Source organism: Anaerolineae bacterium (assembly GCA_016931895.1).
In the GTDB taxonomy this organism is placed as follows: Bacteria; Chloroflexota; Anaerolineae; order 4572-78; family J111; genus JAFGNV01.
Genome location: JAFGDY010000011.1, coordinates 1 through 26,443, shown reverse-complemented (window position 1 = coordinate 26,443; position 26,443 = coordinate 1). Strand labels below are relative to the sequence as shown.

Sequence of the window (26,443 nt, the reverse complement as noted above, 5' to 3'; positions counted from 1 at the left end):
TGTTAAGCCCTACAACCACCGCATTGCGCCCTTACGCCAGGCATAGAACAAGCCATCAAGCAGGAGTAGGATAAACACAACAACCCATACCAGGGCATAAAGATTTAACTGCCGGTAGGCCACGGCAAATGGAAATAGAAAAATGGCCTCAACGTCAAAAATTACAAAAATGATGGCATAAATATAATATTGAGCCTTAAATTGCACCCAGGTTTGGCCAATGGTCTGCATTCCGGATTCATAAGTTTCTTGTTTGGCCGGATGAGGCTTTTTGGGTCTGAGCAACCAAGCGAGGAAAAGCGTGGCAAAAGGAATGATCACCACAATAGCGCCAAATACACCAATGAATTCAAAATCCTGGACCATTTAGAAATTACCTTTAACAAATCTTCATAAAAACGCCGGATAGGGCGATTATAACATAGTTGGGAGCTTCAACACAATTTTGCGGTCGCAACAGGCCAAATTGGCGATGGATGCGACATTATCCCAATCCGGTGATTGAGGCTAAATTTTGAGGGGAGATAATCGCCGGATTTTAGGGGAAACGGTATAATGTGGGCAAGATTATTTGGAGGTTATTTTGACCCCCACCGACTGGGACAATTATGTAACCACCCATCACGGCCACCTGCTGCAAAGCTGGGCCTGGGGTGAATTGAAGAGCCGTTTTGGCTGGATACCCCAACGCATCCGGGTAAAGGATGCCGCGGCCCAAATTCTTTTTCGACGTTTGCCCTTGGGCCTGACCATTGCCTACATTCCTAAAGGCCCGATTGTAGATTGGTCAAATTGGATGCAAGGCCAGGCCCTCTTGGCCGCCATCCACGCCGAGGCCAAAAAACACCGGGCCATCTTCCTCAAAATTGAACCGGACGTGCCCCAACCACCTGGCTCCCCAACTGCCCAGGCCTCCCATGTCTCAACTTTTCTGCAAAAATCCGGCTTCACCCCCGCCGACACTATCCAACCCCGCGCTTCCCTGGTAATTGACCTCAGCGGCGACGAAGACGCCATCCTGGCCGCGATGAAACAAAAAACCCGTTACAACATTCGCCTGGCTGCCAAAAAAGGCGTTACCGTGCGGGTGGGAAATGCAGCGGATATTCCCCTTTTTTACAAACTGTCGCTGACCACTTCCGACCGCGACAGTTTTGGGATTCACAGCCTTGATTACTACCAAACCGCTTACAACCTGTTTGCGCCGGATCACTGCGCCCTGTTGCTGGCCGAATTTGCCGGCAAGCCCCTGGCCGCCTTGCTGGTGTTTCGACACAAGCAAGACGCTTATTATTTTTACGGGGCGTCTTCTAATGAATACCGCCACTTGATGCCCAATTACCTGGTGCAATGGGCCGCCATCCAATGGGCCAAACGTGCGGGCTGCACCCGCTACGATTTGTGGGGCATCCCCGACGCCGACCTGGCTACGCTGGAAGCGGAATTTCAAGATCGGCATGATGGATTGTGGAGCGTATATCGTTTTAAGCGGGGCTTTGGGGGGCAGTTTACCCGGAGTTTCGGGGCGTATGATTACGTTTACCAACCGCTGCTCTATCAGCTCTACAAACTACGGCGCAAATTTTAAGCTGTTAAGACTGATGCACGTTCCAGGGTGACAGTCACTTACAAAGTGACTGTCACCCTGGAACGCATCAACGATTTGCGTAAGCCCTATCTGTAAAAAATAGGGCGAGCGGCCAGTCGCCCCCACCCCAAATTGGGGACGCCCTCTGAATTTTCCTGAAGTTTGACACCTTTTCCACTTTATGGTATCATTTCTGTTATGTTTTTAGCACTCTAAGGGCTAGAGTGCTAAAGTATGAACAACAATGAACGAACACGATTTAACCGAACGACAGCAAACCGTGCTCCGGTTGGTGGTCCAACAATATATTCAAAGCGCTATCCCCATCAGCTCCAAATCAATTACCAAAGAGTACAAATTGGGGGTTAGTTCGGCTACCGTGCGCAACGAGATGGCCGAGCTGGAAGAGTTGGGATATTTGATGCACCCCCACACTTCGGCGGGGCGCGTGCCAACCGAGGCGGGTTATCGCTATTTTGTGGAAAAGCTGATGGAGCAGGTAGACCTGTCTGCCGAAGATCAGCGCATGATTAGCCACCAATTCCATCAAGCCCGGCTGGAGCTTGACCAGTGGCTCCGCTTGAGCGCGGCGGTTTTGGCCCATACCGCGCATAATGCTTCATTGGTCACTGCGCCTAAAAGCGTGCATTGCCATCTGAAGCACCTGGAATTGATTGCTATCCGCGAACAAACGGTGCTGTTGGTTTTGGTTTTTCAGGAAGGCACGCTCAAACAGCAGCTCATTACGGTTGATACCCCGATTAATCAGGATGAACTGGCCCCCCTGGCCCGGCAATTGACCGACTTGTGGCAGGGACTTAATGCCAACGAGGTCACCGCGATGCCTGAGCCAATGAGCGAAATTGGGGCCAAAGTGCGGGAAGTGGTTGTGGAAACCATGCGCCGCATTGACGCCCGCCGCAGCAGCGACATTTACCGCGACGGCCTGCTCAATGTTTTCAACCAGCCGGAATTTAGAGAGCGAGAAGGCATTCGGCAAATCATCCGGGCCTTGGAAGAGCGCCGGTTTGTGGAGCAAATGGTTGACGAAGCCCTGCAACGTGGGGGCGTGCAAATCATCATCGGCGGCGAAGGCAAGTGGGAAGAACTATCAGAAGTGGGCATTGTGCTCACCCGCTATGGCGCCGGCGACGAAATTACCGGCGTGATGGGGGTGTTAGGCCCGGTCCGCATGCCGTATGAACGAACCGTTTCGGTGGTGCGCTATATGTCGCAATTGATGAGTGATTTTGTGAGTGATTTGTATGTTTAAGTTATTTAACCCACGACCCCTAATCTAAGGAAATCTATGGCTAAGAGAAAAAAAGACCCGGATAAAACAAAAAAAAATGAAGCCGCCGCCGAAGTAACCAGCGCAGAGATGGCCCCGGAGGAAGTTGTTACGGCCGAAGTTGGCGCAGCCGAAACCGCTGAAGTTGAAACGGAAACTGAAGCCGAAGCTGAAGCCTTCAGCCTGGAAGAACAACTGGCCCGGTCGCAGCAAGAAGCCGCCAATAATTTAGAAGGCTGGCAGCGGGCCGCCGCAGAACTGGCTAACTTCAAACGGCGGCAGGAAGAACAGCAAAAACTTCAACGCGACCGCATCAAGGCCGAGGTGCTGGAGGGGGTGCTCAGCGCCCTGGATGATATGGAATTGGCTTTTCAAAATGTGCCGGAAGAACTCAATGGCCAGCTCTTGGGCTGGGTAGAGGGCTTTCGGCTGGTGCAGCGCAAACTGGATAAAATCCTGGAAGAGCAAAATGTGATGCCCATCACCACCGAGGGCGAATTTGACCCCAACTTCCACGAAGCCGTCAGCTACGAAGAGAGTGAAGATCATGAAGAGGGGCAAATTATCGGTGAAGTGCGCAAGGGTTACCAGGTTGGTAATCGGGTTTTGCGCCCGGCGCTGGTGAGAGTGGCTAAATAAAAAAACTTGGATTATTTGACAATTTAAGGAGCAACAAACAATGGGCAAGATTATAGGCATTGACTTGGGCACAACAAACTCGGCGATGGCGGTAATGGAAGGCGGCGAGCCGGTCATCATTCCCAACGCGGAAGGCAATCGCACCACCCCCTCGGTGGTAGCGGTCAACCCCAAAACCGGCGAGCGAATGGTGGGCCAGGTAGCCAAACGCCAGGCCGTTACTAACCCTGAAAATACTATCTTTTCCATCAAACGTTTCATGGGCCGCAAATACAAAGACCCGGAGGTCCAGCACGTTCTGGAGGTGGTGCCCTACAAGGTGAAAGAAGCGCCCAACGGCGACATCCGCGTGGTAATGGGCGATAAAGAGTATTCGCCGCCCGAAATCAGCGCCATGATCCTGCAAAAGCTCAAAAACGATGCCGAAGCCTACCTGGGCGAAACCATTACCCAGGCCGTGATCACCGTGCCGGCTTATTTCAACGATAGCCAACGCCAGGCCACCAAAGACGCCGGAAAAATTGCCGGCCTGGAAGTGATGCGCATCATCAACGAACCCACCGCCTCCTCGCTGGCCTACGGGCTGGACAAAAAAGGCGAAGAAGTAATTGCCGTGTACGACTTGGGCGGCGGCACCTTTGACATTTCCATCCTTGACGTTGGCGACGGCGTTTTTGAAGTGAAATCAACCAACGGCGATACCTATTTAGGCGGCGATGATTTTGATCAAAAAGTGATTGACTACGTAGCTGGCGAATTCAAAAAACAAGAAGGCATTGACTTGCGCCAGGACAACCAGGCTTTGCAGCGGCTGAAAGAAGCCGCCGAAAAGGCCAAAATTGAACTCTCTACCACCCAGCAAACCGAAATCAATCTACCCTTCATCACGGCCGACGCCTCCGGCCCGAAACACCTGAACATGAACCTGACCCGTTCCAGGTTAGAACAACTGACCGAGAACCTCATTGCCAAATCTCTGGACCCCTGTCGGGCCGCCCTTAAAGACGCCGATTTGAGCACCAGCGAGATTAACGAAGTGATTCTGGTGGGCGGCCAAACCCGCATGCCCAGCGTGCAGGAAGCGGTGCAAAAGCTCTTTGGCAAGTCTCCCCACAAAGGCGTTAACCCCGATGAAGTGGTGGCCATTGGCGCCGCTATTCAGGCCGGCGTATTGGGCGGCGACGTGAAAGACGTGCTGCTGCTTGATGTGACCCCGCTGACCCTCAGCATCGAAACCCTGGGCCACGTGGCCACCCCGTTAATCGAGCGCAACACCACCATTCCCACCAAAAAGAGCCAGATTTTCTCCACTGCCGCCGACGGCCAGACCCAGGTAGAAATCCACGTGGTGCAGGGCGAGCGCCCCATGGTCGCCGACAACAAGAGCCTGGGCCGCTTCATTTTAGACGGCATCCCCCCGGCTCCCCGCGGCATGCCGCAAATTGAAGTAACGTTTGACATTGACGCCAACGGTATTTTGCACGTGACCGCCCAGGATAAAGCCACCGGCAAAGAACAAAGCATGAAAATTATGCCCTCCAGCGGCCTGAGCGACAATGAAATTGACCGCATGGTGCACGAAGCCGAACAGCACCAGGAAGAGGACGCCCGGCAGAAACAGCGCATTGAGGCCCGCAATCAGGCCGACAACCTGGTTTTTGCCGCCGAAAAAATGTTAAGCGAACATGGCGAAAAAATAAGCAGCGATGTTAAGGCCGAAGTGGAAAGCAAAATAGAGGCGACTAAAAAGGCCCTGGAAGGGGACGATACGGACGCCATCAACCAGGCCGCCGCCGACTTAAGCCAGGCTGTGCAAAAGATTGGCGCAGCCATGTACGGCGAGCCTGGCGCCGGCGCGGGTCCCGGGGCCGCTCCCGGCGCTGATGCCGGCGGCGATACCGGCCCCAGTGACGAAGATGTGGTTGAAGGTGAATTTAGCGAAGCGTAGCGCAAAGTACAAGGTAGCAAAGTAACAGAGTAGCAAATAACAGAATAATAGTCTTCTTACCTTGCCACCTTGTTACCCTGCTACCTTGTTACCCTGCTACCTTATCACTTTGCTACCCTACAAAGATTGGTATGAACGGAAAACGAGACTACTACGAGGTTCTGGGCGTAGCCAAAGGCGCCTCAAAAGAAGAAATAAAAAAAGCTTATCGCCAGTTGGCCCGGCAGTATCACCCCGACGTGAGCAAAGAGGCAGATGCCGAAACAAAGTTCAAAGAGGTCAACGAAGCCTACGAGGTTTTGTCTGACGAGCAGAAACGCAGCATCTATGACCGGCTGGGGCACGCCGGGTTAGGCGGCGGCGGGATGGGAGGCTTTGGCGGCTTTGATTTTGGCGGTTTCCGCGACCCCTTTGAAATATTTGAGGAAGTTTTTGGCGGTTTTGGCTTTGGCGCCGGTAGCCGTCGCCAGCGACGCGGCCCGCGCCGAGGGGCTGACCTGCGCTATGAAATGACCCTGGAGTTTGAAGAGGCTGTTTTTGGCGCAGAGCGCGAGATTGAAGTGCCGCGTCATGAAACGTGCGGCGCATGTAAAGGCAGTGGCGCCGAATCCGGCACCTCCCCCATTCGATGCCCGGAGTGTAACGGTACCGGCGAAGTGCGGCGGCAAACCGGCTTTTTTATCAACATCGGCACTTGCCCTCGCTGCCAGGGCCGGGGCGAAATCATTACCAGCCCCTGCCGCGAATGTCAGGGCAGAGGGCGCGTGGTCAAAACGCGCCGCCTTAATGTGAAAGTGCCGGCGGGCGTGGACCACGGCACCCAAATTCGCCTGTCCGGCGAAGGCGAAAGCGGTACGCAGGGCGGCCCGCCGGGGAACCTTTACGTGGTCATCCGGGTGAAAGCGCACCCCTACTTTCGCCGCGCCGATGAAACCATTCACTTGGAATTGGCCATCAACATCACCCAGGCCGCTTTAGGCGATGAAGTGGAAGTGCCCACCCTGGACGGTAAAGAGATGATGAAGATTCCTGCCGGCACCCAAACCGGCGATACTATTCGCCTGCGGAGCAAGGGCGTGCCGCGCCTGCGCCGCGACGGCACCAGTACCAGCCGGGGCGACCAGGTAATCACCATCCAGGTGCGCACGCCCACCAACCTGACTAAAGAGCAGCGCGACTTGCTGCTGGAATTGGGCAAAACCCTTGACCGTGAGGTAGTGCCGCAGCGCGAGAAAAGCATCTTTGACCGTTTCCGCGAGGCGTTGGGGGTGTAGTGAAATCGGGAATTGCCTGGAAATATGAGGTATTGCGTGTTGCGTAGAATAAACGCAACACGTTTTTGTTTTTCAATATGGATTTCATTGAGATTTCTATCAACAACATAGATGGCGAAGCCGCCGAAGCCGTTGGCGAGCTGTTCAACCGTTATGGACACGGCGGGGCCGTGATTGAGAGTTATCCGCCAAATTTTGATAAAGTGACTGTGCGTACCGTTATCCCCCACCACGACGAATACCGCCGGCGCGAAATTGAGGCGCTGCTGGCCTTGATTGCCCTGGCTCTGCCCTCCGGCCTGCCGGAGCCACAGTTTCAAACCGTTGGCCAGAGCGATTGGGCCACATCCTGGAAAGAGCATTTTCACGTGGTGCGCATTGGCCGGCGGTTTGTTATTAAACCAAGCTGGCGCAACTATACCCCCACCGGCGACGATGTGGTTATTGAAATTGATCCCGGCCTGGCCTTTGGCAGCGGCCTGCATCCCACCACCCAACTTTGTTTGAAAATTTTTGAAGAGATGCCGCTGACCGGACAGAGCGTGTTTGATGTGGGTACCGGCTCCGGTGTTCTCTCCCTGGCTGCCCTCAAACTAGGGGCCAAATCGGTTCGAGCCGTTGATATTGATGACGTGGCCGTGCGGGTGGCCAAGGAGAATTTTGCCCGGAATGGCTACCCTCTGCCAAAAGCGCATGTGGAAACAGCCGTCGGTTCGGCCAGGGATAGGGGCGGGCGGCAGTGGCCAATTGTGGTGGCTAACATTTTGGCCCACATCCTCATTGAGTTGATGCCGCACCTGGCTGTGGCCGTGGCTCCCGGCGGCAAGCTTATCCTTTCCGGCATGATTGCCGGGCAAGAGGCCGAGGTGACGGCGGCAGCGCAAGCGCAAAACCTGCACCTCATTGACCGCCGGACGGAGGAGGATTGGGTGGCGCTGGTAGTGGAGCGTAAAACGTTCAATATTTAAATAAGTTATTTGGTACCCTCGTACTATTGAGCAAAGCGCCTTTATCCAGTATGTTAGTAGTAAGTTAATATTTTTTATTTATTTTATTTAAGAAAGGAGATATTATTATGTTATTCCTTCCGCGTGAAGAAGGCCAGGGTTTGGTAGAGTATGCTTTAATTTTGGTGCTGGTCGCCATTGTAGTTATTGCTATTCTGCTCTTGCTCGGCCCGGTTGTTGGTAACGTTTTCAGCAACATCGTCGGCAACCTGTAAACTTTAGTTTAGTATTTATTAAAATAGGGTTACCACAAAAAAAGCCCCACCGATTTTCGGTGGGGCTTTTCCTTTTGTTTTTGTTTTGACCGGTTTTAATCAAAAGTGGAAGCAGTCCAGCTAATCCTCTCTTCAGCCCAGCCGCGGCTGGCATAGGTATCAACCCCTACAAAACCATCAGGCGAGCCTTCCATAGTAAAGAGTTGGCGTTTGCCAGCGCCATCCGGCGTCATGGCCCACACCGCCCAGGGACCGCCCCGATTACTGACAAAGGCAATGGCATTACCGTCCGGCGACCAGGCGGGCAGGCCGTCGTTAGATGGGTCCTCGGTTAAACGTTGCAGGTTAGAGCCGTCAGCATTGATCACGTAAATATCCCAATTCTCCTCGCGGCGAGACATAAAAACCACTTTTGTTCCATCCGGGGAAAGAGCCGGGGCGGTATCCTCGTCAACATTGGTGACGGTTTGTATTCCTTCTAAAGCGGGGGAGGCAAGGCGCAGGCCATAGGCCGTAGCGCCCCAGCCTTTGAACACAAGCTGGCCATTGGCCCCAATAGTGGGGTACTCTCCCTCGCCCAAAACAATCCCTTCATCAATAGAAAAATCTGTGGTGCCGTCAACTCTGATAAGTTGCGATTGACGCCCCCCACTGCGACGGGTAAGAAAGAGAATGTCTTTGCCATCAACCAGCCAGGTGGGCAGTTGGTCTTCGACAAAATTGGTAATAAGCACCGGGTTAGCCCCGGAAACGTCCATGGTCATCAAACCCCGCGATTCGTTGCTCCAGGAGTGAAAGGCCAGGCGTTTACCGTTGGGGCTAAAGGCCGGCTGGCTGGCCTGGGGGCGGAAAAATTTGTTGCCCGAGCTGTCAACCCGACCAAAGTAGAGGTCGTAATCGGCGCCGTTAAAAACCCCATAGGCAATAGTGCCCACCAGCGCCGAGCGTGAGACCACTTGCGGGGCCGGAATAGCTGCCGGTCGGGTGGGCGTGGGAGATGGTTGGGCAGTGGGGGTAGTGGCTGCGGCCACCAGAGTTTCTTCAGCCACCGGCGTGCCCAAAGCAGCGGCCAGGTCTCGACCCACATGCACCGTGCCCAGCCCCAAAACAATGGGATTGACTGCGGGCGGTTGGAACAGTAATTCCAGATCAAAACTTTCCGGCGGGAGTTCAAAAATCAAATCTTCGGCCACACTGCCGCCAGGGGTCAAATTCAGGTTGTCAAAGCGGTCCGTTGCCCCCAAACGCCTTAAGCCTTCGGGGCTGGTAGTGCCGCCTGCTTCGGGAAAAACCTGGCCGGTGGTGGGCACTCTCACCGAGAAGTCTTTGGTTGAAACGATAAAGGGCGCATTGCCAATATTTTGCACCCGCAGATTCACCAGGAGTAGGGCCTTATCGGTGCTGGGCAACGCGCCCAAAACAATGGGCCGCACTTCTGAGGAATTAATATTGACTACCGGGATGGCCAGTTGCGGGCCGGTAGGCGTAGGGGTATCGGTGGGGGCGCCGCCGGGTGTTTGCAAGGTCAGGCTGGCATCGGTGGCCCGTTCAACAACGGCCGCCGGGGTAGCTGTAGCCAGCTGGGTGACAGTTTCTTCGTCCTCGCCGGACCGGCCAAAAACAAAGAGTAAAAAAATGCCGCCGCCAATGAGGAGCAAAACAATAACGGCCAGGCCAATAGCCCAGGGCATCAGGGAAGTGGTGGGGCGCTCCACTACCGGCGGCGCTTTGGGGCTGACCACGGTATCTTCTCGCTGTTTGGGCAAGCTCATCATCACGGTTGATTGAGACGAAGCTGCCTTTTCCCAAAAAATACGAGTTTCCCCCAATTGGACAATCTGGCCGGGGGTCATTTTGGTCCAGGTGTCCGGCTCAAGGCGGGTTGTGCCCACCACAGTGCCGTTGGCGCTGTTCAGGTCTTTGATCTCCAGGCCGTCGGTGGTGCGCCGGATGGTAGCGTGATAACGTGACGACCGGGCGTCGGTCAACACCAAATCGTTATCCAATTCGCGGCCAATGCGGGTCACTGCGCCCGTATCTTCCGGTAGAGTAAATTTTTCAGACCGTCCATCAGGATGGCGGACTACCAGGTGGTCTTTAAAGTAGCCGCCTTCGTTTGATTGATCTTTTTCAGAAGCCTCAGACATTAACTTGACCTCACTTTCAAGGGATGTGGTTTTACGCTAAACAATACCCCCGGCTAGAAAAAACCTTCACTTTTTTAACCTTAAAAAACAAAGCAGGGAGTCAGAAGTAGGGGCAAGCAATTTGGAACCCTTACTTCTGACTCCCTACTTCCTACTCTCTAACCCTCAATCTTAAGCATTTCTTAAAATGAAGCAAACTATGGCCGGTCAAGATGAAACAACAGTGGCAACAACTTTGGCCGTGGTGCGGGGATGGAGCACCATATTGGCATAAGCCGCATTGGCCATGGGGCAGTGGCACTCGCCCTGGTAAATGCTGCGGCGGAGTTGGGCCATGGCCGTGCTGCGCCAGATGGGGCGGAGATCATAATTGGTTTCCCGCAAATTCCCCACCGCCTCGGCTCGAATGCAGCAACTCCACACGTCGCCATTGGGCGCAATTTGGCAACTGGCCCAGCCCGCGTAACAGGGGATCACCTGGCGACGCTCATAAAGGGTGCGTTTGGCCAGTTGATAATATTCGGCCCGAAAGGCCTGGGTGATTTTGGCCAAGCCCTTGACCGGGCGGGCGCGGGCCTTTTGGCTGAGAAAATCGGCCACCGGCCCATATTTTTCAGCCAGCGGGGTGATCTCCCAACCCACCGTATCCAGTTCAACCCGCTCCTCGGCAATTTCGGTGATGTAGCTATCGGGTTCCAGGAACTCCAGCCCGGCGTAGATCTCAAAAAAACGGTCAAGGTTGTAATTGGAAATTACGGTATGGGTGGTGAGCACCAGATTTTTGTGTTGCTTTTGCAAAGCCTTGAGTTCTTTCCACGTTTTCATGGCCTTCTGCCAGTTGCCTGGCACCATGCGGATTTGATCATGCCGCGACCCCACTTCATCCAACGATAGATTGATACCAACGCTGGTTTTAGGCGCGCCCGCGCACAGGCGGTCAACCTGATTGATTATCTGTTTGGTTAAAATGCCATTGGTGGGAATGGTGATGACCGAAGGGCGGCAATGCCGGTAGGCCGACAGGGCCATCTCCGCCGTGTCTTTACGCAAAAATGGCTCGCCGCCGGTAAAGGTGAAATAAAGCGGGCCGCGGCCAAGGCGGGCAAAAGTTTTATCCCACTCTTCCAGGGTCATATCGTCGTTGGGTTTGCGCCACACGTCGCAGGTTTTGCATTTGCTGTTGCAGCGGTAGCTGATGCTGACCACAATGGAAAACGGCAGAACCATTGGCCGGCCAAAGCGGCGAAAGGCCCAATATAGGGGGATTTTGGGTAAAAGTTTTAACATCATCTAATAGGCACTTGTTGACCATCAACCAACCATTGGCACAGCAAGTTGGCGGCCAGGCGATGCCCGGCTTTATTAAAATGAAGGTCCTGGTCATAATATAACATTTTATCGTTTGTTTGGTCGTGGGCCTGAAACCCGGGCAGTAAATCCAAAACGGGTAAACCGCGGCGGTTCAGGGCCTTGATGATGGTTTGGTTTGGCTGGTGGTCTAAGTCCCAGGCTACTGTTTCTTGTTCAAGGTAAACTTTGGACAGCTCAAAAATGGTTTCTTCGCGCACTGCCAAATCGGCCTGTTGTTTATTGGGAATAAGCACAAAGGCCAGCTTATGCCCATTGGTTTGGGTGTCTTGGTATAAAACATCAAGCAAAGCCTCGTAGACCGGCCAAAGCTCCACCAGAATTGGCGGAGTTTTGGGATTGTGCAAAAAGTCGTGGGCGTGCACAAAATATTCCCAGGGCGGCAGGGGCGGCGGCGGATAAAACGGCGCCGCGGTCACGGGTGGGTCAAACTGGCGCTCCAGGTAGGCTTTTATTTTGGAGTGGGGGTGGGCAAGAGTTTTGTAAAGAACAGAATATTGCCGCAGAAATTGCTCCGGGGCCGAAAGGGGCTGGTCGGGCTTGGCCCAACTTATCCAGCGACGGGTAAGCCGGCCGTTTGCCAGTTCAAAACGATAGGCCCCGGCAATTTGCAACATCACGCTCTCATAACGGTCTAGCTCAGATATATCGTTGCCGGTATAAATTGTTACCAGAACCAAATCTGGGTTATATTTAACGCCTTCGGTTTGGTAAAAAAGATATTCATCACTCAGGGTGTAACCCGATACGCCGGTATTGATCACCTCAACAGGCTGAGAGCTATGCTGATTGAGACAATTTTCCAGAACGGAGGGAAATGCGTCGGCCAGGTCCACCTGCCGGGCTTCGGGGAAAGAATCGCCTAATAACAAAATCCGGTAAACCCCCGGCGCCTTTGGGTAAGCTGTTTCAGTGTCGCGCAGGCCGTGGCTGTTGGTGGTAATTTTAAAAATAAGGCCATCGTCGGTGCGGGAAGTAGTGTTAAGATTAGGCCGCAGCACCCAGCCAATATTTTCGTCAACCTGGTATATCCGCCACCCCTCTTCGTTTTTAAATACCAGGGGATAAAGTATCCTTTCCGGAATGAAGCGCAAAACAATTTCGGCTAAAAGTAAGGCTGTGGACAGGCCAAACAAGATCAGGGCGACCCGCCCCAGGATAGCGCGAGCTATTTGTAACGGACCGGACTTGGAGACTTTCATGCCACAGCTTTCTCTCGTTCGCCCAGGCCAAGCAGCATATTGGCTGCGGTTTTGAGGTAGTATGGGAAACGCTGCCAGGTGTCTTTGCGGGTGGCAATGCGGGCAATGCGTTTGGGGCGCAGGTAAAAGCGGCGGTGCGCTTCGTGCCACTTGCGCTCAACGGTCTCCTTGTCCAGGTCGCCAAAAGCAAAGTGGGCTTTATCGTCTTGAATGGCCAGTTGAGACCAGTCCATGTCGTCGGAGAAAACGTTGCCGTGCTGTTTCAGGGTATCCCACATTTCGGTGCCGGGGAAGGGCGCGGCCAACAAAAAGTGAGCCAGGTCGGGGTCCAGCTCCAGGGCCAGTTGAATGGTCTTTTCCATTGACGCTTCGGTTTCGCCGGGCATGCCAAAAATAAAAAAGCCCATGGTTTGCAGTTTGGCTTTTTTGGCCCACTGAAAAGCATCGCGCACCATTTGCACGGTTTGGCCTTTTTTGATCACGTGGCGCAGCATCCAGTCGTCGCCGTTTTCCACACCAAAACCAACCCGTCTGCAGCCGGCCTGCTTCATCAATTGAAACAGCTCCTGGTCGGTGTTGTTGACCTTCATGCCGTGGATGGTAACCCAGGGCACGTGATTCAGCTTGGCCTTGATCAGCGCCCGGCACAAATCTTTAGCCCGCTCTCTGTCCAGGTTCCAAATGTCGTCGGTAATGCCAATTTCGGTGGCCTTTAAATCATGCACCAGCCACTGCCATTCGGCAATCACGTTGTCAATGCTGCGCCCGCGCCAGGTATCGCCGGTAACGGGTTTGGAACAGTAGGTGCACTTGTAGGGGCACCCCCGCGAAGTAACAACGGTATAGGCGCGGGCGTTCATGTCCAGGCCATCGGTGAGGGGGTTGAGATTGGTATAACGCTCAATTTTGAACAGGTGATGGGCCGGAAAGGGGATCGCGTCCAGGTCGTCGGGCAAAGGGCGGTCCAGATTATGAATGATTTTGCCCGTTTTGTTACGCCACGACAGGCCCAAAATATTGCCCCAGCCGGCTTCCGGGGTAAATAATGGTGAATGGTGAATTGTGAATGGTGAATTATTAATGAAAGATTGAGCATTATTCATTAACGGGTTGTGGTTCAGGTTCGACAATCCGCCGCTTATTTTTTGCTCTTTTTCCAGGGCTTGTAAAATTTCAATAATGGTGTACTCGCCTTCGCCGCGCACCACCAGGTCAACCTGCTCCTTTTCCATTGATTCGTGCGGGCGCAGGGTCAGGTGCGGCCCGCCCAGAATGGTGATGGCGCCATGTTGTTTGGCAATTTTGGCTGCTGCCCAGGCGGCGTTGATCAGGGGCGTGGGCGCAGAAAGGCCAACCACGTCAAAGTGGTCGCGCTTTAGTTTTTCGGCCAGGGTTTCCGCGGACTCCTCAACCGCCGCATCCCAGATTTCAACATCATAACCATGGGCCAGCAGGGCACCGGCCAGGTAACCCAGACCCATGTGGATGTGTTTGCGACTATTCCAAACCCCAGACTCGGGGCTGGCTAATAATACTCTCAAGCTTTATCCTCCAATACCTTTAAAAAATTAGGATTACAACATTGAGGTTTGAAGACTCTAAAGGTGGGCGGAATCATAGGTTCGCCCACCTTTAGGGTCTGGCTTCCTCAAAACAGTATCATTCGGAAATCAGAATAAAAAACACGCCTTTGCTGACGCCCTGCTCAAGGCCCTCGGCGCTGCTGGCCACACCAATAGCGTGAATAGGCGTGATAAAAGGGCGCACGTTCTTTTCATAATCTTCCCGTTCGTAATCGCTCAACTGATCTTCTATGAGCCGCTGTATCTGATCGAGATCGGCGTAAAGGTAGCCGTTGTTTTTGCCCGGCAAACGATTTTGAATGGCTTTGAAGTTGCTACTGGCTGTGAGCGAATTTTGGGAAGCCGAAGCAACGGCTTTGATACTATCTTCCAGGTAGGCCAGCAAAAAGTAGTTTTTGTAAAAACCATAACCGCCCTGAATTTGCTCGTTATAATCTCGCAAGATTTTCACTTCCAGGCCGTCAACGGTGGCGGTTTCTATGGGGCCGGCCATGCCCTGCTCTTCAAAAGAGGCCATTACTTTGTCCACCCGCTGGCGAGCGTTGTCCACGTTATCCGTGCCAATCAAGGCGTACCCTCCCAACGGCGGAGAATATTCATCGGGTGGGGGGACTTCCAGCAACACCACGGCAAATTCGCCCGTCATCCAGCCAAAAATATCCTCGTCAAAGCTAAAGCCCATCTCTTCTTCCAGGTCTTGGATGCCTTCGGCAAAATCAGGGGTGGACTCCAGGCTTTTTTTGGTTTGCTGCCAAAGATTGTTCAAATTATTGGCATTGTACACAAATAGCGCGTCGGCGGGGATGTCGCCCAAAACAGCGTTGGGCGAGGCCGGTTGGCTCAGCGAGGCTTTCATCTGTTCACTCATTTTGGCGGCATCGTAGGTCACAACGGCGTCAAGCTGAATGCCATCGGGTTGCAGCGTGCCGGCCATGGCTACCGCCTCAAACGCCTGCAAGTCTTTGGTTGATTCAGACGGCAGTTCAAAAGCGCTTTCTTGCAAGGCCGCCTCAAACAGGCCGGAGAGCTGCACGTACACAGTGGCCACCGCCTCTGCCGGCAGTTCAGCCGTAATTTTCTTAAAACGTTCGTTTTCAACCAGCGAGGGCTGCTCGCTTTTGCCTTTGGCTTTGTCAATCATGCCCTTGACCAATTGGTCGTTGCTGGCAATCACCACCAGCTCGTCAAAGGTGGACACAATCAATTGATCATTGCCCTGGTCTTGAACGTGTAAAGTGACCTCCTGGTAAACTTCATCGGTAAACGGTTCGTTATCCTGGGCCGCGCTGTCCATTAATTTTTTGATAAAACTATCCGAGGCGGCCTGGTTGGTTGTTTGGGCCGCAATGACCAGAGGCGGGGTTCCAGATGCGCCTTCCATGGCCCCAACCAAATCCGGTATGGCCAGCACCACCTCCGGGCCTAACCAGGGTTTTATATCATCGGCAAAGGTAATGTTGACTTCATCTTTTACATTATTTTCAAATTCATCCAGCACGGCCCGCACGTCGGGATTATCCAGGTATAACTTTTCCAGGTTTTGATACCCAGGCACGTTCTGGAGGTTGGGATTGAGCGACATATAAAACTGCGTGTCTTCCGGCAGCAGCCGGGCCACTTTTTGCGACGGGGCCAGACCCAACCACGCCATCAGCTCCTCTTGATACATATACACGCCCACCCCCAGGAGCAAGCACACGCAGCAGGCCAATAACACCAGAAGACCTATCCCAACGCCGATCATTGTTTTTTTGTTTTTATCCATTTTATGACTCCTTGTTAAATAGTATGACTTTAATAAAAACCCACTCTCCGCTGCCAGGGATCAGAAATGGGAAAACAATTATTCCGATGGGCCGATGGGCTGATAGGTGGCTTTTGGATCAAAGAGGAGTCTGCTTCCGCATCCCCCAGCAGCCGCTTACCAGACAAACAGCTTTATGTATTATACCCGATTTAGGCCAGAAGTATAGTGCCTTCACTTTGCTTGTTTTTCGTCCCGGCCCGCTTTATCCGGGCCCAAAATAACGGCCAGGCCAATGGCCAGCAGGGCAAACATGGCCGAGGCCAAAAAGATTTCGGTTAAAATCCGGGCCGTGATCGGGCCAATGTGCGGCCCAATTTCGGCGATGGTGTAGGGCCGGCTCAACACGTCAAAGCGGTGCAGGCCCCAGGCGGTCAGGCTCGATAACCCCACGCTCATGCCCATCAGTCGCAAAATCAAAACCAACCCCGAGGCAATGCCCCGCTCCTTTGCCTGCACCGCATTAATTACGGCCGTTCCCACCGGGGCAATAACCAGGCCAAAACCCATGCCCGTCACCAAAAGATGCCAGGCCATACGCTCAAAGGTAATCGCTGGCGACCAGGTATTCATCATCAAAAAGCCAAGGCCCAGCAACAGCAGGCCGGCAATGGTAGGCCAGCGGTAGCCAAACCGGCCGCACAACCAGCCGCCCACTACCGACATCACGGCCATAGCCACCGTCAACGCCGACAGAATTTGGCCGCTGCCCACTGCCGCCGCTTTGATCATTTCGTCAATGGTGGCGCCTTGGGCCAAAACGGCATTGACAAAAAGCGGCACGGCCACCATGGCCATAATCAGCACAAAGCCCACCACAAAATTGATCAGGCAGGCAATGGTGAAATTGCTCAAGCGAAACATACGCAGGTCAAGCAAGGGCCGGCTGGCCCGCCGCTCAACCCAGATAAAAATCAACAGAGCCAGGCTGCCGCCCAGCAGATAAGGCGCAATTCTTTGCCAGGTGGGCCGCAGGGCTTGACCGGCGGCAAAATCAAACACCGGCCCACTGGCGGCCTGCCCCCCGCTTTTGGCCAGGCCAATATTGAGCAGGGTCAGGGCGATACTCAAAAATACCGCCCCCGGCCAATCCAACGAAGCTGCTGCTGTTTTTTGGCGCGCCGAATAGCTCAACAGGAACCAGGCGGCGGCCATAGCCAGCAGGCTAATAGGAATGTTGATATAAAACTGCCAATGCCAGGTGAAAAAGCGCACCCAAAACGCGCCGTACAGCGGGCCGATAATCCAGCCCAGCGTGTCTACCGCGCCCAAGAGGCCCAGGGCAAAAGCCCGGCGCTCAACGGGAAAAACGTCGCCCACCACGGCCATGGCCACCGGCACCACCCCGCCGCCCCCAATGGCCTGCACCACGCGCGAAAAAATAAGAAAGTTGAGTTGACCGGCCTGGGCCACCATCAACGACCCCACGGCAAAAATGAGCATGCAGGTTATAAACACAAACCGCCGCCCGTAGATATCGGAAATGCGGCCAAACAAAGGCATGGCCACTACGTGCGTAATAAGATAACTGGACACAATCCACGAGGCGTCGTCCAGGCCGGAGGGCATGGGAATCTCAAAGTCAAAGATCATTCGGGGCAGCATGGTGGAGATGACGGTCAGGTCGTCGGCGGCGATGAACACGCCAAAGGCCACCAGGGCCAGAACCAGATAGGCATGGGCGGTACTTTTAGGGGTGATGGCAGTCTGTTGCATGGAATACCTGGTAAGAAATTATCAAATCAATTGTAAATAAAACTTACAGCAATGACAAAGCGTTTTGAAAATTCTCTTTCACATTTTAGGGAAGTAAAGTATAATATCACTGTAGGGTTTGTTTATGGGAGTATGATAAAATGGTTACAGTGGCAGCGCCAACAGAATTGATTCCCCAACGCCTCAAAATGAGCTATGCCGAATATCTAAAATTTGCCAGCGATTCCAATATCATGGAATGGGTAGAGGGAGAGGTTATTATCTATATGCCCCCGCTCGACAGACATCAAGAACTCGTCCTGTTTTTGAGTAAGCTTTTGCATTCATTTATCCAATTTTTTAATTTAGGCACTTTACGTTTTGCCCCGTTTGAAGTCAGACTCTGGCCCGATGGCCCTTCTCGTGAGCCGGATATTATTTTTATTAGCCATAAAAACCTCTCTCAACTGACGTCCCGAAAGTTTGAAGGAGGGCCAGATTTGGTCATTGAAATCATTTCCCCTGGCAGCGTGACCGAAGATCGGGTTCATAAATTCACCGAATATGAACGAGCCGGCGTCCGTGAATATTGGCTTATTGACCCCCGACCTCATCAGGAACAGGTAGAGTTTTTTATTTTAAGGGAAGACAACGTGTATCGTCCCGCTCTACTAAATAACGATGGCATCTATCACGCTACGGTTTTACCCAATTTCTGGCTCAATCCTACTTGGCTTTGGCAAAAAAAGTTGCCCAACTCTGAACTAATTCTGGCTGAAATAATGCTCTCTGTTGAAAATCTACCGGCTGAAGCTAAAGATGCTTACCAGGCTATGTATAATTTGTGGGCCGGTCGAGATTAATCCTCCCCCATAAAAAAGCTGCATCTCCCTCGGTTCCCCATTATCACTCCGCCAATGGCGGCGCTTGAATATCAAGCGACTGGTTGAAATTAGAAAAGCGGATGTCCCACTCGGTGGGCCGTTCAGGGTCGCTGGATAATTCAATCAGGTGGACGCGGTGGATAAGAAAAGTGTCGGTGTTTATCCAAATTTGCACCGGCACGTCGCCCGAAGCCACCATGCCGGCCGTCCACCACATGATTTGCTCGCCTTGGGCCACGCCTTCCAGATAATAGTAAGTCTGGCCCTCAATCTCTTCCACGCCCTTCTTTTCCAGGGTAAGGTGGGGAATAATGGACGGGATGCCGTATTGCTCGTCAAACGGCAGGCGCGGATCAAAATACCAGCCCCACTCCGGGGGCAGGAGTTCCCAACGCTGGTTGAGGGGATTGGTCACGTACGAGTCGCCCTCGATGCTGATCAAACCAATTTCGGTGATGACCCCCAGGCTGCTGACCTTGACCAGACCCCGCACCCGGTCGGGCCGGAGCAGGTCGCCGTCCACGTGTTTCAGGGCCGTGGTAGGGGGGCGGTCAATATAATCCAGGGCGCCGGTCAAATCTATGGTAAAGTGAAGGGATTCAACCGCCAGCATCTCCTGGCTGGAGCGGGCCACAATTTCTTTGGCCGGCAGGTTGGGGGTAGGCGTGGGGGTGGGGGCGGGATTAATTATGTTACAACCGGCGATAGCCCAGGTAATAATCAAGCCAAGTAGCAATTGTAGACCACGTTTGCCAGGTAACTTTTTCGCAAAAATATTCATTTTCTCGTTGCACCCAAATAGATGAAGCTCACGCTAAAACCGTGACCTACGCCCCGGCCTCCATCAGCTTGCGCAGTTTTGTCTTTTCTTTTTGGGGGAAAATTGTTTTCCACGCCATCCTGAAGGTGCGCCGCCAGTTGATCCAAAAATCCTTGCGCGTCAAGGTGAACCAAATCCGGTGCGGCCGCAGGTAAAACCGGCGATAAGCTTCTTTCCATTTTCGCTCCACCAACTCGGCGGTCATATCGCCCATTTCGTAACGCGCGCGGCCATCAAAGAAAACATAATCTTCCCAATCGTCCAGCAGCAGCCGTCCCTGGCGTTTGGCAATCTCGTAAACCTGGGTGCCGGGGTAGGGCGTCATCATAGAAAAGTTGGCAATGAGCGGGTCAACCTCGCAGGCAAATTTAATGGTTTTTTCCATTGACGCTTCGGTTTCACCGGGCAAGCCGATGATGAAAAAGCCGATGGTTTCCAGGCCCACGGCTTTGGCGTTTTTGAACGCCTGGCGAATGGTATCGTGGTCAATCTTTTTGTCAATGGACAGCAGAATGTCGGGGTCGCCGCTTTCCACGCCAAAGGCGGTGCGTTTTAGGCCGGCTTTTTTGAGTTGGGCCAACAACTCCCGGCTGGCCAGGTTGGCCCGGATGCCGTTGACAAATATCCAGGGCACGTGATTGACTTTGTGCTCAATGAGCAAGCCGGCCAGCCGTTCCAGGCGGTCTACCTGGATATTGGCCGAATCGTCCAGCACGCCAATCTCTTGCGCGCCCAACTCGTGCACCAGGTGCTGCCACTCTTTTAAAACATTTTCCGGGCTGCGCGCCCGCCACTTGATGGGCATAATGCTCTGGGAGCAGAACGTGCAGCGGTAGGGGCAACCCCGCGAGGTCATCACCGAAAACGATTTGGCCCCGTCAATCGCGTCGGTGGCCGGTTGCAGGTTGGTGTAGCGCTCCATCTTAAAAACGTGGTAGGCCGGAAAAGGCAATGTGTCCAGGTCGGCAATGGGCGGATGGTCGGGGTTGTGGCGTTTTTCGTTGGCGGTGGTGAAGTAGGTGATGCCCAACAACCCGTCAAGCAGGCGATTTTGGGCATCGAGCAAATCCCGCGCCGTAAAATGGGGGTTGCCTTTTTGGGCGTTCTCAATGATCTCGCACAACTTAAGCCACATCGGCTCGCCTTCGCCGCGCACCACCACATCCACTTCGGGCCGCATGGCGCTTTCCGCGGGCAGCACCGAAACGTGCGGTCCCCCCAACACCACCGGCACGTCTTTAACGGCTTTAACGGCCTGGGCCGTGCGCCAGGCCGATTTGACCTGGGGCGTATTGGCCGTAATGCCCACGATGTCGGGCTGGAAACGCCGCACGGCCTGCCCAATCGGCTCGTCTTCTACGTCAGCATCAAACAGAAGCACTTCATCCCCGCGTTCTTCGGAAACCGCCGCCAGATACGCCAGGCCCAGGTGAGGCGTGGTGCGCGTATCAATGGGCAGGCGGAAGCGGGGATTGACAATCATTACTCGCATAAAGCATCAACCTCCCGGAAGGGTAATTTTTATAAACAATTTTATAATTATTCTACAGGACAAAGAGGTTCTGAGCAAAACAGGCCTTTTCAAATGGGTGCGACTAAAGTGAGTAGAAAAGCGCCGCAGGCCGGGGGGCTTGGGGGGTAGTTCCCCCCAATTTCCTCCTCCTCCAACTCACTTTGGTCACACCCTTTTCAAATAAAAGCGGTAGTTTACTATAGTGCAAGATGAGCCAAAGGGCAATTGGTCAAAGGTCCCTTGAATTTGGCTTTCCGGCAAACTTGTGGTATTCTACCTTCAACAATAACTAAATAAAAACGGAACTGCTCAGGCATGTCATTTCGACCGAAGGGAGAAATCTTCTTGAAGTCGTCCCTTGAAAAGGAGATTTCTCGGCCTACGGCCTCGAAATGACATGGGGCTGAGTAGTAACATAAAAACAATACTTCTTCGCGGGAGCTTGGACAAACCAGGCTGAGAGATCCCTTGCGCTGCTGTGGGACGGACCGCTAAACCTGATCCGGGTAATACCGGCGGAGGGAGAAGGGAGACCAAACGTAAAAGTTGAACCACCTTCCGCCCAGGGTGGTTTTTTTGTTTGGATCAGCTTAACCTTTGGATATTAAAATTTGTCTTTAATTCCTATGTCTCGTATTGTTATCTTTGCCAACGGCATATTGAACCGGCCAGACCTGCTCCGGCCTCGCCTGCGCCCCACCGACCGCATTTTTTGCGCCGATGGAGGAACACAGCATGCCCTGGCCCTGGGGTTGACCCCCCACGCCATCATCGGCGACCTTGACTCTTTGCCGCCGGAGCTGGTGAGCCGGATGGAAGCAGAAGGGGTGGCCATCCATCGCCATCCCGCGCGCAAGGATCAAACCGATCTGGAATTAGCGTTTGAGTTGGCCATGGCGCAACAGCCGGACGAAATCCTCTTGCTGACCGCCCTTGGGGGGCGGCTTGACCAAATGCTGGCCAATATCCTGCTGCTGACCCGCCCGGAGTACGCTGCGGCGCAACTGGCCCTGGCCGACGGCCCCTACTGGGCCACCCTGGTCCGCTCGCGCCAGTCTCTCACCATCAGCGGCCGGCCCGGCGATACGCTTTCGCTCATTCCCTTGACGCCTCTGGTCAGCCGGGTCACTTTAACCGGCGTAACCTGGCCGCTGGAAAAAGCATCTCTTTCCCTGGGCAGCACTTTTACCATTAGCAATGCCCTGGCCGCCCCCCAGGCCGCCTTACAAATTGGCGAGGGGCTGGTTTTAGTGGTGCATATTCAAAGTAACAGAGTAGCAGAGTAACAAAGTGGCAAAGTAGCAGGGGGTATGATTTATTGCTTTACTATTTGCTACCCTGCTACTTTGCTACCCTGAAAATATGGAGGCAAAAAAATGAAACACTATCTAAGTCAAACTCTATTGATGATATTGTTGGTTATGGCCCTGACCGCCTGTGGCGCGACGGCGTCCCCCGCGCCGTTGGTGGAACCAAGCGACATTCCGGCGGGTGAAACCCCCACCGCCGCGCCTACGGCCACACCGGAGCCAACCGCAGTGCCGCCGGAACCGGCCGCCATTACCCTGATGACGCACGACAGCTTCAACGCCAGCGAAAACGTGATTGCCGCTTTTGAGACAACGCACAACGTTAAGCTGGAAATTCTACGCTCCGGCGACGCCGGTGTGGCCCTCAACCAGGCCATTTTGTCCAAAGAGAATCCCCTGGCCGACGTTTTTTTTGGCATTGACAATACCTTTTTCAGCCGGGCCATTGAGAACGACATTCTTGAACCTTACGCTTCGCCCCGCCTGGCCGACATCCCCACCGACCTGAAACTGGACCCGGAAAATCGTTTGCTGCCGGTGGATTACGGCGACGTGTGCATTAATTACGATAAAACCTGGTTTGCCGAAAACGGGCTGGAACCGCCCGCCACCCTGGAAGACTTGCTCGACAGCCGCTACCGCAATCTGCTGGCGGTTGAAAACCCGGCCACCTCCTCGCCGGGGCTGGCCTTTTTGCTGGCTACCGTTGCCCACTTTGGCGATCCCGGCTACCTGGGTTTCTGGCGGCAGTTGGCCGATCAGGGCGTGATGGTCACCTCCGGCTGGGAAGACGCCTACTACGGCCAGTTCACCCGTTATGAGGGCCAGTATCCCCTGGTGGTCAGTTACGCCAGCAGCCCTCCCGCCGAAGTCTACTTTGCCGAATCGCCGTTAGCCGAAGCGCCCACCGCCTCGGTAGTGGGCGACGGAAGCTGCTTTCGCCAGATTGAGTTTGTGGGCATTTTGGCCGGCACGCAAAAACGGGAACTGGCCGAAAAACTGGTTGACTTTTTGCTCAGCCAAGAGTTTCAGGAAGACATCCCCCTGAACATGTTCGTTTTTCCGGCCAATCAAACCGCCCAACTGCCCGACGTGTTTGTTGAACACACCCAAATTCCAGCCAATCCGGCCACACTGCCGCCCAACGATATTGCCGCCAACCGCGAGCAGTGGCTCAACGCCTGGACGGAAACGGTGCTGCGGTGAAACGGATATGCGTTTACTGCGGCTCAAGCCCGGGCGGCCGGCCGGAATACGTGCAGGCCGCCCGGGAATTGGGCCGGGTGCTGGCTGATAGAAACATTGGGTTGGTGTACGGCGGGGGGAACGTGGGCCTGATGGGAGAATTGGCCCGAACCGTGCTGGCGGCCAACGGCGAGGTCATCGGCGTTATCCCCACCAGCCTGGCCCAAAAAGAAGTGGCCCTCACCCAAATTGCCGACCTGCGCCTGGTGAACTCAATGCACGAGCGCAAGGCGCTAATGGCCGACCTGGCCGACGGTTTTATCGCCCTGCCCGGCGGCCTGGGCACATTTGAAGAGTTCTTTGAAGTGATCACCTGGGCCCAACTTGGCCTGCACGCCAAACCCTGCGGCCTGCTCAATGTGAGCCAATTTTACGCCAAACTGATAGCGTTTGTGGATTATGCGGTGCAAGAACAATTTATCAGGCCGGAGTACCGGGCAATGATCTTGGTAGACGAAACCCCCCAAACCCTGCTCCAAAAATTTGCCGCCTACCAACCGCCCCAAATTGACAAGGCCAGGATTGCTTTAGAACTATTAAAAACCATTCAACCCTAAATACACATTATGCCTGTATCCACCATTCCCTCGCCGTCAACCCTGTGCCGCAAACTCAAGCTCATGTTTAAGCCCCAGTTTAAGTTGCAACCAGCCTCTGCCACCCTGCCCTCCTCTATTCTCCTGGCGGCCCTGGCCCTGCCGCCCCTTCTCTTCCTTCTTCTGTTTTACTTCTACCCCCTGGCCGCCATCTTCAAACTCAGCTTTGCCCCCGCCGGCCAACTCGATCTCTCGGCTTTGGGTAAACTGGTAACCACCACCTACTACGCCAAAACCCTCTGGTTTACCGTGTGGCAGGCGGCGCTATCTACCGCGCTCACCCTGGGCGCGGCCCTGCCCGCCGCCTATGTTTTTGCCCGGTATCGTTTTCCCGGCAAAAGCCTGCTGCAAGCCCTCACCACCATTCCCTTTGTATTGCCCACCCTGGTGGCGGCCAACGCCTTCACCGCGCTATTTGGCCCGCGCGGCCTGCTTAATCAAGGTTTGATGGCCTGGTTTGGGCTGGACGCGCCGCCGATACACCTGCAACATACCCTCTGGATCATCCTGCTGGCCCATGTTTTTTATAATTACGCCATTGTCTTGCGCCTGGTGAGCGGCTTTTGGGCTAACCTCAACCCCAACCTCAGCGAGGCCGGGCAGATGTTGGGCCTTAGCCCCTGGCGCGCCTTCCGGCAAATCACGGTTCCCTTGCTGGCTCCGGCCATCACCGCCGCCGCGCTGCTGGTTTTTATTTTCTGCTTCACCAGCTTTGGCGTTATCCTCATTTTGGGCGGGCCGCGCTTTGCCACCCTGGAAGTGGAAATTTACCGGCAGGCCGTATACCTGTTCAACCTACCGGTAGCCGCGGCCCTGTCGCTCATTCAAATTGTCTTTATCTTTATCTTGATGACCACCTACACCCGTCTGCAAGCCCGCGCCAGCCGCCCCCTTGACCTGCAATCCCGGCAGGCCGGCCAGCGCCGCCCCCAAAACCGGCGGGAGCGACTGCTGGTGGGCGGCAACGTTGGGCTGATGGTGATTTTGCTGGGTTCGCCGCTGCTGGCTTTAGCCCTGCGCTCCCTCACCATTGACGGCCAACTTTCATTCACCTACTACCAGGCCCTCATCACCAATCCCGCCCAAAATAGAGACCTTTTCTTTGTGCCGCCCGGCGAGGCCATCACCAACTCGCTGGCGTTTGCCGCCGGTACGGTGATTTTGGCGGCTTTATTGGGCTTGCTCATCGCCCTGGCCTTGAGCCGGGGCCGGGCCGCCCGAACCGCCAACCTGGACGCCGTTTTTATGCTGCCCCTGGCCACCTCCGCCGTGACCCTGGGCTTTGGCTACATCATCACCATGAACAAGCCGCCCCTCAACTTACGCGCCTCGCCGCTGCTCATTGTGCTGGCCCACACCCTGGTGGCCCTGCCTTTTGTAGTGCGCAGCCTGCTGCCCGCCCTGCGCAGCATCCAGCCTGCTTTGCGCGAGGCTGCGGCTGTGTTGGGCGCGTCGCCGCTGCGGGTGTGGCGACAGGTGGACCTGCCCATTGCCGGCCGCGCCCTGCTGGTAGGCGCGGTGTTTGCCTTTACCATCAGCATGGGCGAGTTTGGCGCTACGGTTTTTATAGCCCGGCCCGACACCCCCACCATGCCCACCGCCATCTTTCGTTTTTTTAGCCAGCCCGGCCCGCTCAACTACGGCCAGGCCCTGGCCATGAGCGCGCTCTTGATGCTGGTTTGCGTGGTGGGCTTTGTGGCGATTGAGCGCTTTAGAGTGGGGGATGGGGAGTTTTAAAACGTATAGAGAAGACCCTAAAGGTCTCGAAGACCTTTAGGGTCTAGTTTTCTCATTCGGGCTGCATTCCGACAGAGACTATCGGAACGAGGGAAAACCATAAAGCTTGTCCCTACCCCTCATCATTTTCATCTTCGATCAATGCCTGAATATCCGCCAGATAGTCTTCTATTCTCGTTGGTGATCGTAAACGCCGAAAGTTTTTAGGATTATCCCGGTCTAGCTCCCACCGGGCTGGATTATCACGAATATAACGACGGATAGCCTGTAATTCGCGCCGATTACGGATTATGTGTTCATAGTAGTTCCGTTGCCAGAATTTGGCTCGACGTACTGGATCGTGAACTTGAATCCAGTCCAAATAAACAGTAAAGACCAGTGATTTAAACGCCCCAATCACATCGCCCAAGGTTGGATTTGGGTTGGTTTTTTCAGCGGTGGGAATGACCCAATTGGGGGTAACCGCATCCGGGGCCACCGTATCCGGGGCAACCGCATCCGGGGTAACCGCATCCGGGGCAACCGCAAGGGTTGTCCCTACATTCTCGGCTTGTTGTTGTAACCACACAATCAAATG

22 protein-coding genes and 1 riboswitch are annotated in these 26,443 nt (G+C 54.3%); of the genes, 12 read left to right on the top strand and 10 right to left on the bottom strand.

What is annotated here, in order from left to right; genetic code table 11:
* Window positions 1-9: 9 nt before the first annotated feature.
* Window positions 10-366, bottom strand: coding sequence for an NADH-quinone oxidoreductase subunit A (locus tag JW953_00805; GenBank protein MBN1991213.1), 357 nt, complete (start codon window positions 364-366; stop codon window positions 10-12).
* Between the two features lie 217 nt (window positions 367-583).
* Here JW953_00805 and JW953_00800 point away from each other — a divergent pair, with 217 nt between their 5' ends.
* From JW953_00800 to JW953_00770, 7 genes are all read left to right on the top strand, one after another.
* Window positions 584-1,588 carry a peptidoglycan bridge formation glycyltransferase FemA/FemB family protein gene (locus JW953_00800; GenBank protein ID MBN1991212.1) on the top strand — a complete coding sequence of 335 codons (1,005 nt, stop codon included), beginning with the start codon at window positions 584-586 and terminating at the stop codon, window positions 1,586-1,588.
* Window positions 1,589-1,832: 244 nt separating this feature from the next.
* Window positions 1,833-2,861: a heat-inducible transcription repressor HrcA gene (gene hrcA, locus JW953_00795; protein MBN1991211.1), complete on the top strand. Its 1,029-nt coding sequence runs from the start codon at window positions 1,833-1,835 to the stop codon at window positions 2,859-2,861.
* A 36-nt stretch (window positions 2,862-2,897) separates the two neighbouring features.
* Window positions 2,898-3,518: a nucleotide exchange factor GrpE gene (locus JW953_00790; GenBank protein MBN1991210.1), complete on the top strand. Its 621-nt coding sequence runs from the start codon at window positions 2,898-2,900 to the stop codon at window positions 3,516-3,518.
* A gap of 40 nt (window positions 3,519-3,558) precedes the next feature.
* Window positions 3,559-5,466: a molecular chaperone DnaK gene (gene dnaK, locus JW953_00785; GenBank protein ID MBN1991209.1), complete on the top strand. Its 1,908-nt coding sequence runs from the start codon at window positions 3,559-3,561 to the stop codon at window positions 5,464-5,466.
* A 131-nt stretch (window positions 5,467-5,597) separates the two neighbouring features.
* On the top strand, window positions 5,598-6,740 hold the full coding sequence (gene dnaJ, locus JW953_00780; GenBank protein ID MBN1991208.1) for a molecular chaperone DnaJ: 1,143 nt from the start codon (window positions 5,598-5,600) through the stop codon (window positions 6,738-6,740).
* Window positions 6,741-6,817: 77 nt separating this feature from the next.
* A complete protein-coding gene (gene prmA / locus JW953_00775) occupies window positions 6,818-7,708 on the top strand; it encodes a 50S ribosomal protein L11 methyltransferase (protein ID MBN1991207.1) in 891 nt (296 codons plus the stop codon).
* Between the two features lie 107 nt (window positions 7,709-7,815).
* Window positions 7,816-7,962, top strand: a complete 147-nt coding sequence (locus tag JW953_00770) for a pilus assembly protein (GenBank protein ID MBN1991206.1) — start codon at window positions 7,816-7,818, stop codon at window positions 7,960-7,962.
* Window positions 7,963-8,057: 95 nt separating this feature from the next.
* On the opposite strand, the gene JW953_00765 is transcribed toward JW953_00770, so the two are convergent.
* The 6 genes from JW953_00765 to JW953_00740 all read right to left on the bottom strand — a co-directional run bounded on the left by JW953_00765 (window position 8,058) and on the right by JW953_00740 (window position 17,782).
* Window positions 8,058-10,109 (bottom strand): PD40 domain-containing protein, encoded by a 2,052-nt coding sequence (locus tag JW953_00765; protein MBN1991205.1) that lies wholly within the window; start codon window positions 10,107-10,109, stop codon window positions 8,058-8,060.
* A gap of 207 nt (window positions 10,110-10,316) precedes the next feature.
* A complete protein-coding gene (locus tag JW953_00760) occupies window positions 10,317-11,396 on the bottom strand; it encodes a radical SAM protein (GenBank protein ID MBN1991204.1) in 1,080 nt (359 codons plus the stop codon).
* Window positions 11,396-12,679 (bottom strand): hypothetical protein, encoded by a 1,284-nt coding sequence (locus JW953_00755; protein ID MBN1991203.1) that lies wholly within the window; start codon window positions 12,677-12,679, stop codon window positions 11,396-11,398. The genes JW953_00760 and JW953_00755 overlap by 1 nt, the downstream gene beginning before the upstream one ends.
* Window positions 12,676-14,220: a radical SAM protein gene (locus JW953_00750; protein MBN1991202.1), complete on the bottom strand. Its 1,545-nt coding sequence runs from the start codon at window positions 14,218-14,220 to the stop codon at window positions 12,676-12,678. The genes JW953_00755 and JW953_00750 overlap by 4 nt, the downstream gene beginning before the upstream one ends.
* A 118-nt stretch (window positions 14,221-14,338) precedes the next feature.
* Window positions 14,339-16,027, bottom strand: coding sequence for a DUF3352 domain-containing protein (locus JW953_00745; protein ID MBN1991201.1), 1,689 nt, complete (start codon window positions 16,025-16,027; stop codon window positions 14,339-14,341).
* Between the two features lie 213 nt (window positions 16,028-16,240).
* Complete coding sequence (locus JW953_00740) at window positions 16,241-17,782, bottom strand: MFS transporter (GenBank protein ID MBN1991200.1); 1,542 nt, start codon at window positions 17,780-17,782, stop codon at window positions 16,241-16,243.
* A gap of 140 nt (window positions 17,783-17,922) precedes the next feature.
* Here JW953_00740 and JW953_00735 point away from each other — a divergent pair, with 140 nt between their 5' ends.
* Window positions 17,923-18,624, top strand: coding sequence for a Uma2 family endonuclease (locus JW953_00735; protein ID MBN1991199.1), 702 nt, complete (start codon window positions 17,923-17,925; stop codon window positions 18,622-18,624).
* 43 nt (window positions 18,625-18,667) lie between these two features.
* Here JW953_00735 and JW953_00730 read toward each other — a convergent pair whose 3' ends face one another.
* The gene (locus tag JW953_00730; protein MBN1991198.1) at window positions 18,668-19,426 is read right to left on the bottom strand and encodes an LppX_LprAFG lipoprotein; all 759 of its coding nucleotides are present in this window, start codon (window positions 19,424-19,426) and stop codon (window positions 18,668-18,670) included.
* Between the two features lie 46 nt (window positions 19,427-19,472).
* Window positions 19,473-20,957 (bottom strand): radical SAM protein, encoded by a 1,485-nt coding sequence (locus JW953_00725; protein ID MBN1991197.1) that lies wholly within the window; start codon window positions 20,955-20,957, stop codon window positions 19,473-19,475.
* Window positions 20,958-21,402: 445 nt separating this feature from the next.
* A riboswitch (TPP riboswitch) is annotated at window positions 21,403-21,519 on the top strand.
* A gap of 70 nt (window positions 21,520-21,589) precedes the next feature.
* On the opposite strand from JW953_00725, the gene JW953_00720 reads away from it, so the two are divergent.
* From JW953_00720 to JW953_00705, 4 genes are all read left to right on the top strand, one after another.
* Window positions 21,590-22,264: a thiamine diphosphokinase gene (locus JW953_00720; protein ID MBN1991196.1), complete on the top strand. Its 675-nt coding sequence runs from the start codon at window positions 21,590-21,592 to the stop codon at window positions 22,262-22,264.
* Between the two features lie 90 nt (window positions 22,265-22,354).
* Entirely contained in the window at window positions 22,355-23,494 is a 1,140-nt protein-coding gene (locus JW953_00715) for a thiamine ABC transporter substrate-binding protein (protein ID MBN1991195.1), read from the top strand.
* The gene (locus JW953_00710) at window positions 23,491-24,090 is read left to right on the top strand and encodes a TIGR00730 family Rossman fold protein (GenBank protein ID MBN1991194.1); all 600 of its coding nucleotides are present in this window, start codon (window positions 23,491-23,493) and stop codon (window positions 24,088-24,090) included. The genes JW953_00715 and JW953_00710 overlap by 4 nt, the downstream gene beginning before the upstream one ends.
* 63 nt (window positions 24,091-24,153) lie before the next feature.
* The gene (locus JW953_00705; GenBank protein ID MBN1991193.1) at window positions 24,154-25,866 is read left to right on the top strand and encodes an iron ABC transporter permease; all 1,713 of its coding nucleotides are present in this window, start codon (window positions 24,154-24,156) and stop codon (window positions 25,864-25,866) included.
* Between the two features lie 112 nt (window positions 25,867-25,978).
* Here JW953_00705 and JW953_00700 read toward each other — a convergent pair.
* Window positions 25,979-26,443 (bottom strand): hypothetical protein (locus JW953_00700; protein MBN1991192.1); only part of this gene is annotated, 465 nt, incomplete at its 5' end.

Bases quoted from the DNA above. Each gene is read 5' to 3' on its own strand.
- dnaK (MBN1991209.1), top strand. From the start codon at position 3,559: ATGGGCAAGATTATAGGCATTGACTTGGGCACAACAAACTCGGCGATG.
- JW953_00735 (MBN1991199.1), top strand. From the start codon at position 17,923: ATGGTTACAGTGGCAGCGCCAACAGAATTGATTCCCCAACGCCTCAAA.
- JW953_00730 (MBN1991198.1), bottom strand. From the start codon at position 19,426: ATGAATATTTTTGCGAAAAAGTTACCTGGCAAACGTGGTCTACAATTG.
- JW953_00705 (MBN1991193.1), top strand. From the start codon at position 24,154: ATGTTTAAGCCCCAGTTTAAGTTGCAACCAGCCTCTGCCACCCTGCCC.
- prmA (MBN1991207.1), top strand. From the start codon at position 6,818: ATGGATTTCATTGAGATTTCTATCAACAACATAGATGGCGAAGCCGCC.
- JW953_00760 (MBN1991204.1), bottom strand. From the start codon at position 11,396: ATGTTAAAACTTTTACCCAAAATCCCCCTATATTGGGCCTTTCGCCGC.
- dnaJ (MBN1991208.1), top strand. From the start codon at position 5,598: ATGAACGGAAAACGAGACTACTACGAGGTTCTGGGCGTAGCCAAAGGC.
- JW953_00755 (MBN1991203.1), bottom strand. From the start codon at position 12,679: ATGAAAGTCTCCAAGTCCGGTCCGTTACAAATAGCTCGCGCTATCCTG.
- JW953_00765 (MBN1991205.1), bottom strand. From the start codon at position 10,109: ATGTCTGAGGCTTCTGAAAAAGATCAATCAAACGAAGGCGGCTACTTT.
- JW953_00715 (MBN1991195.1), top strand. From the start codon at position 22,355: ATGAAACACTATCTAAGTCAAACTCTATTGATGATATTGTTGGTTATG.
- JW953_00745 (MBN1991201.1), bottom strand. From the start codon at position 16,027: ATGGATAAAAACAAAAAAACAATGATCGGCGTTGGGATAGGTCTTCTG.
- hrcA (MBN1991211.1), top strand. From the start codon at position 1,833: ATGAACGAACACGATTTAACCGAACGACAGCAAACCGTGCTCCGGTTG.
- JW953_00740 (MBN1991200.1), bottom strand. From the start codon at position 17,782: ATGCAACAGACTGCCATCACCCCTAAAAGTACCGCCCATGCCTATCTG.
- JW953_00805 (MBN1991213.1), bottom strand. From the start codon at position 366: ATGGTCCAGGATTTTGAATTCATTGGTGTATTTGGCGCTATTGTGGTG.
- JW953_00725 (MBN1991197.1), bottom strand. From the start codon at position 20,957: ATGCGAGTAATGATTGTCAATCCCCGCTTCCGCCTGCCCATTGATACG.
- JW953_00790 (MBN1991210.1), top strand. From the start codon at position 2,898: ATGGCTAAGAGAAAAAAAGACCCGGATAAAACAAAAAAAAATGAAGCC.
- JW953_00770 (MBN1991206.1), top strand. From the start codon at position 7,816: ATGTTATTCCTTCCGCGTGAAGAAGGCCAGGGTTTGGTAGAGTATGCT.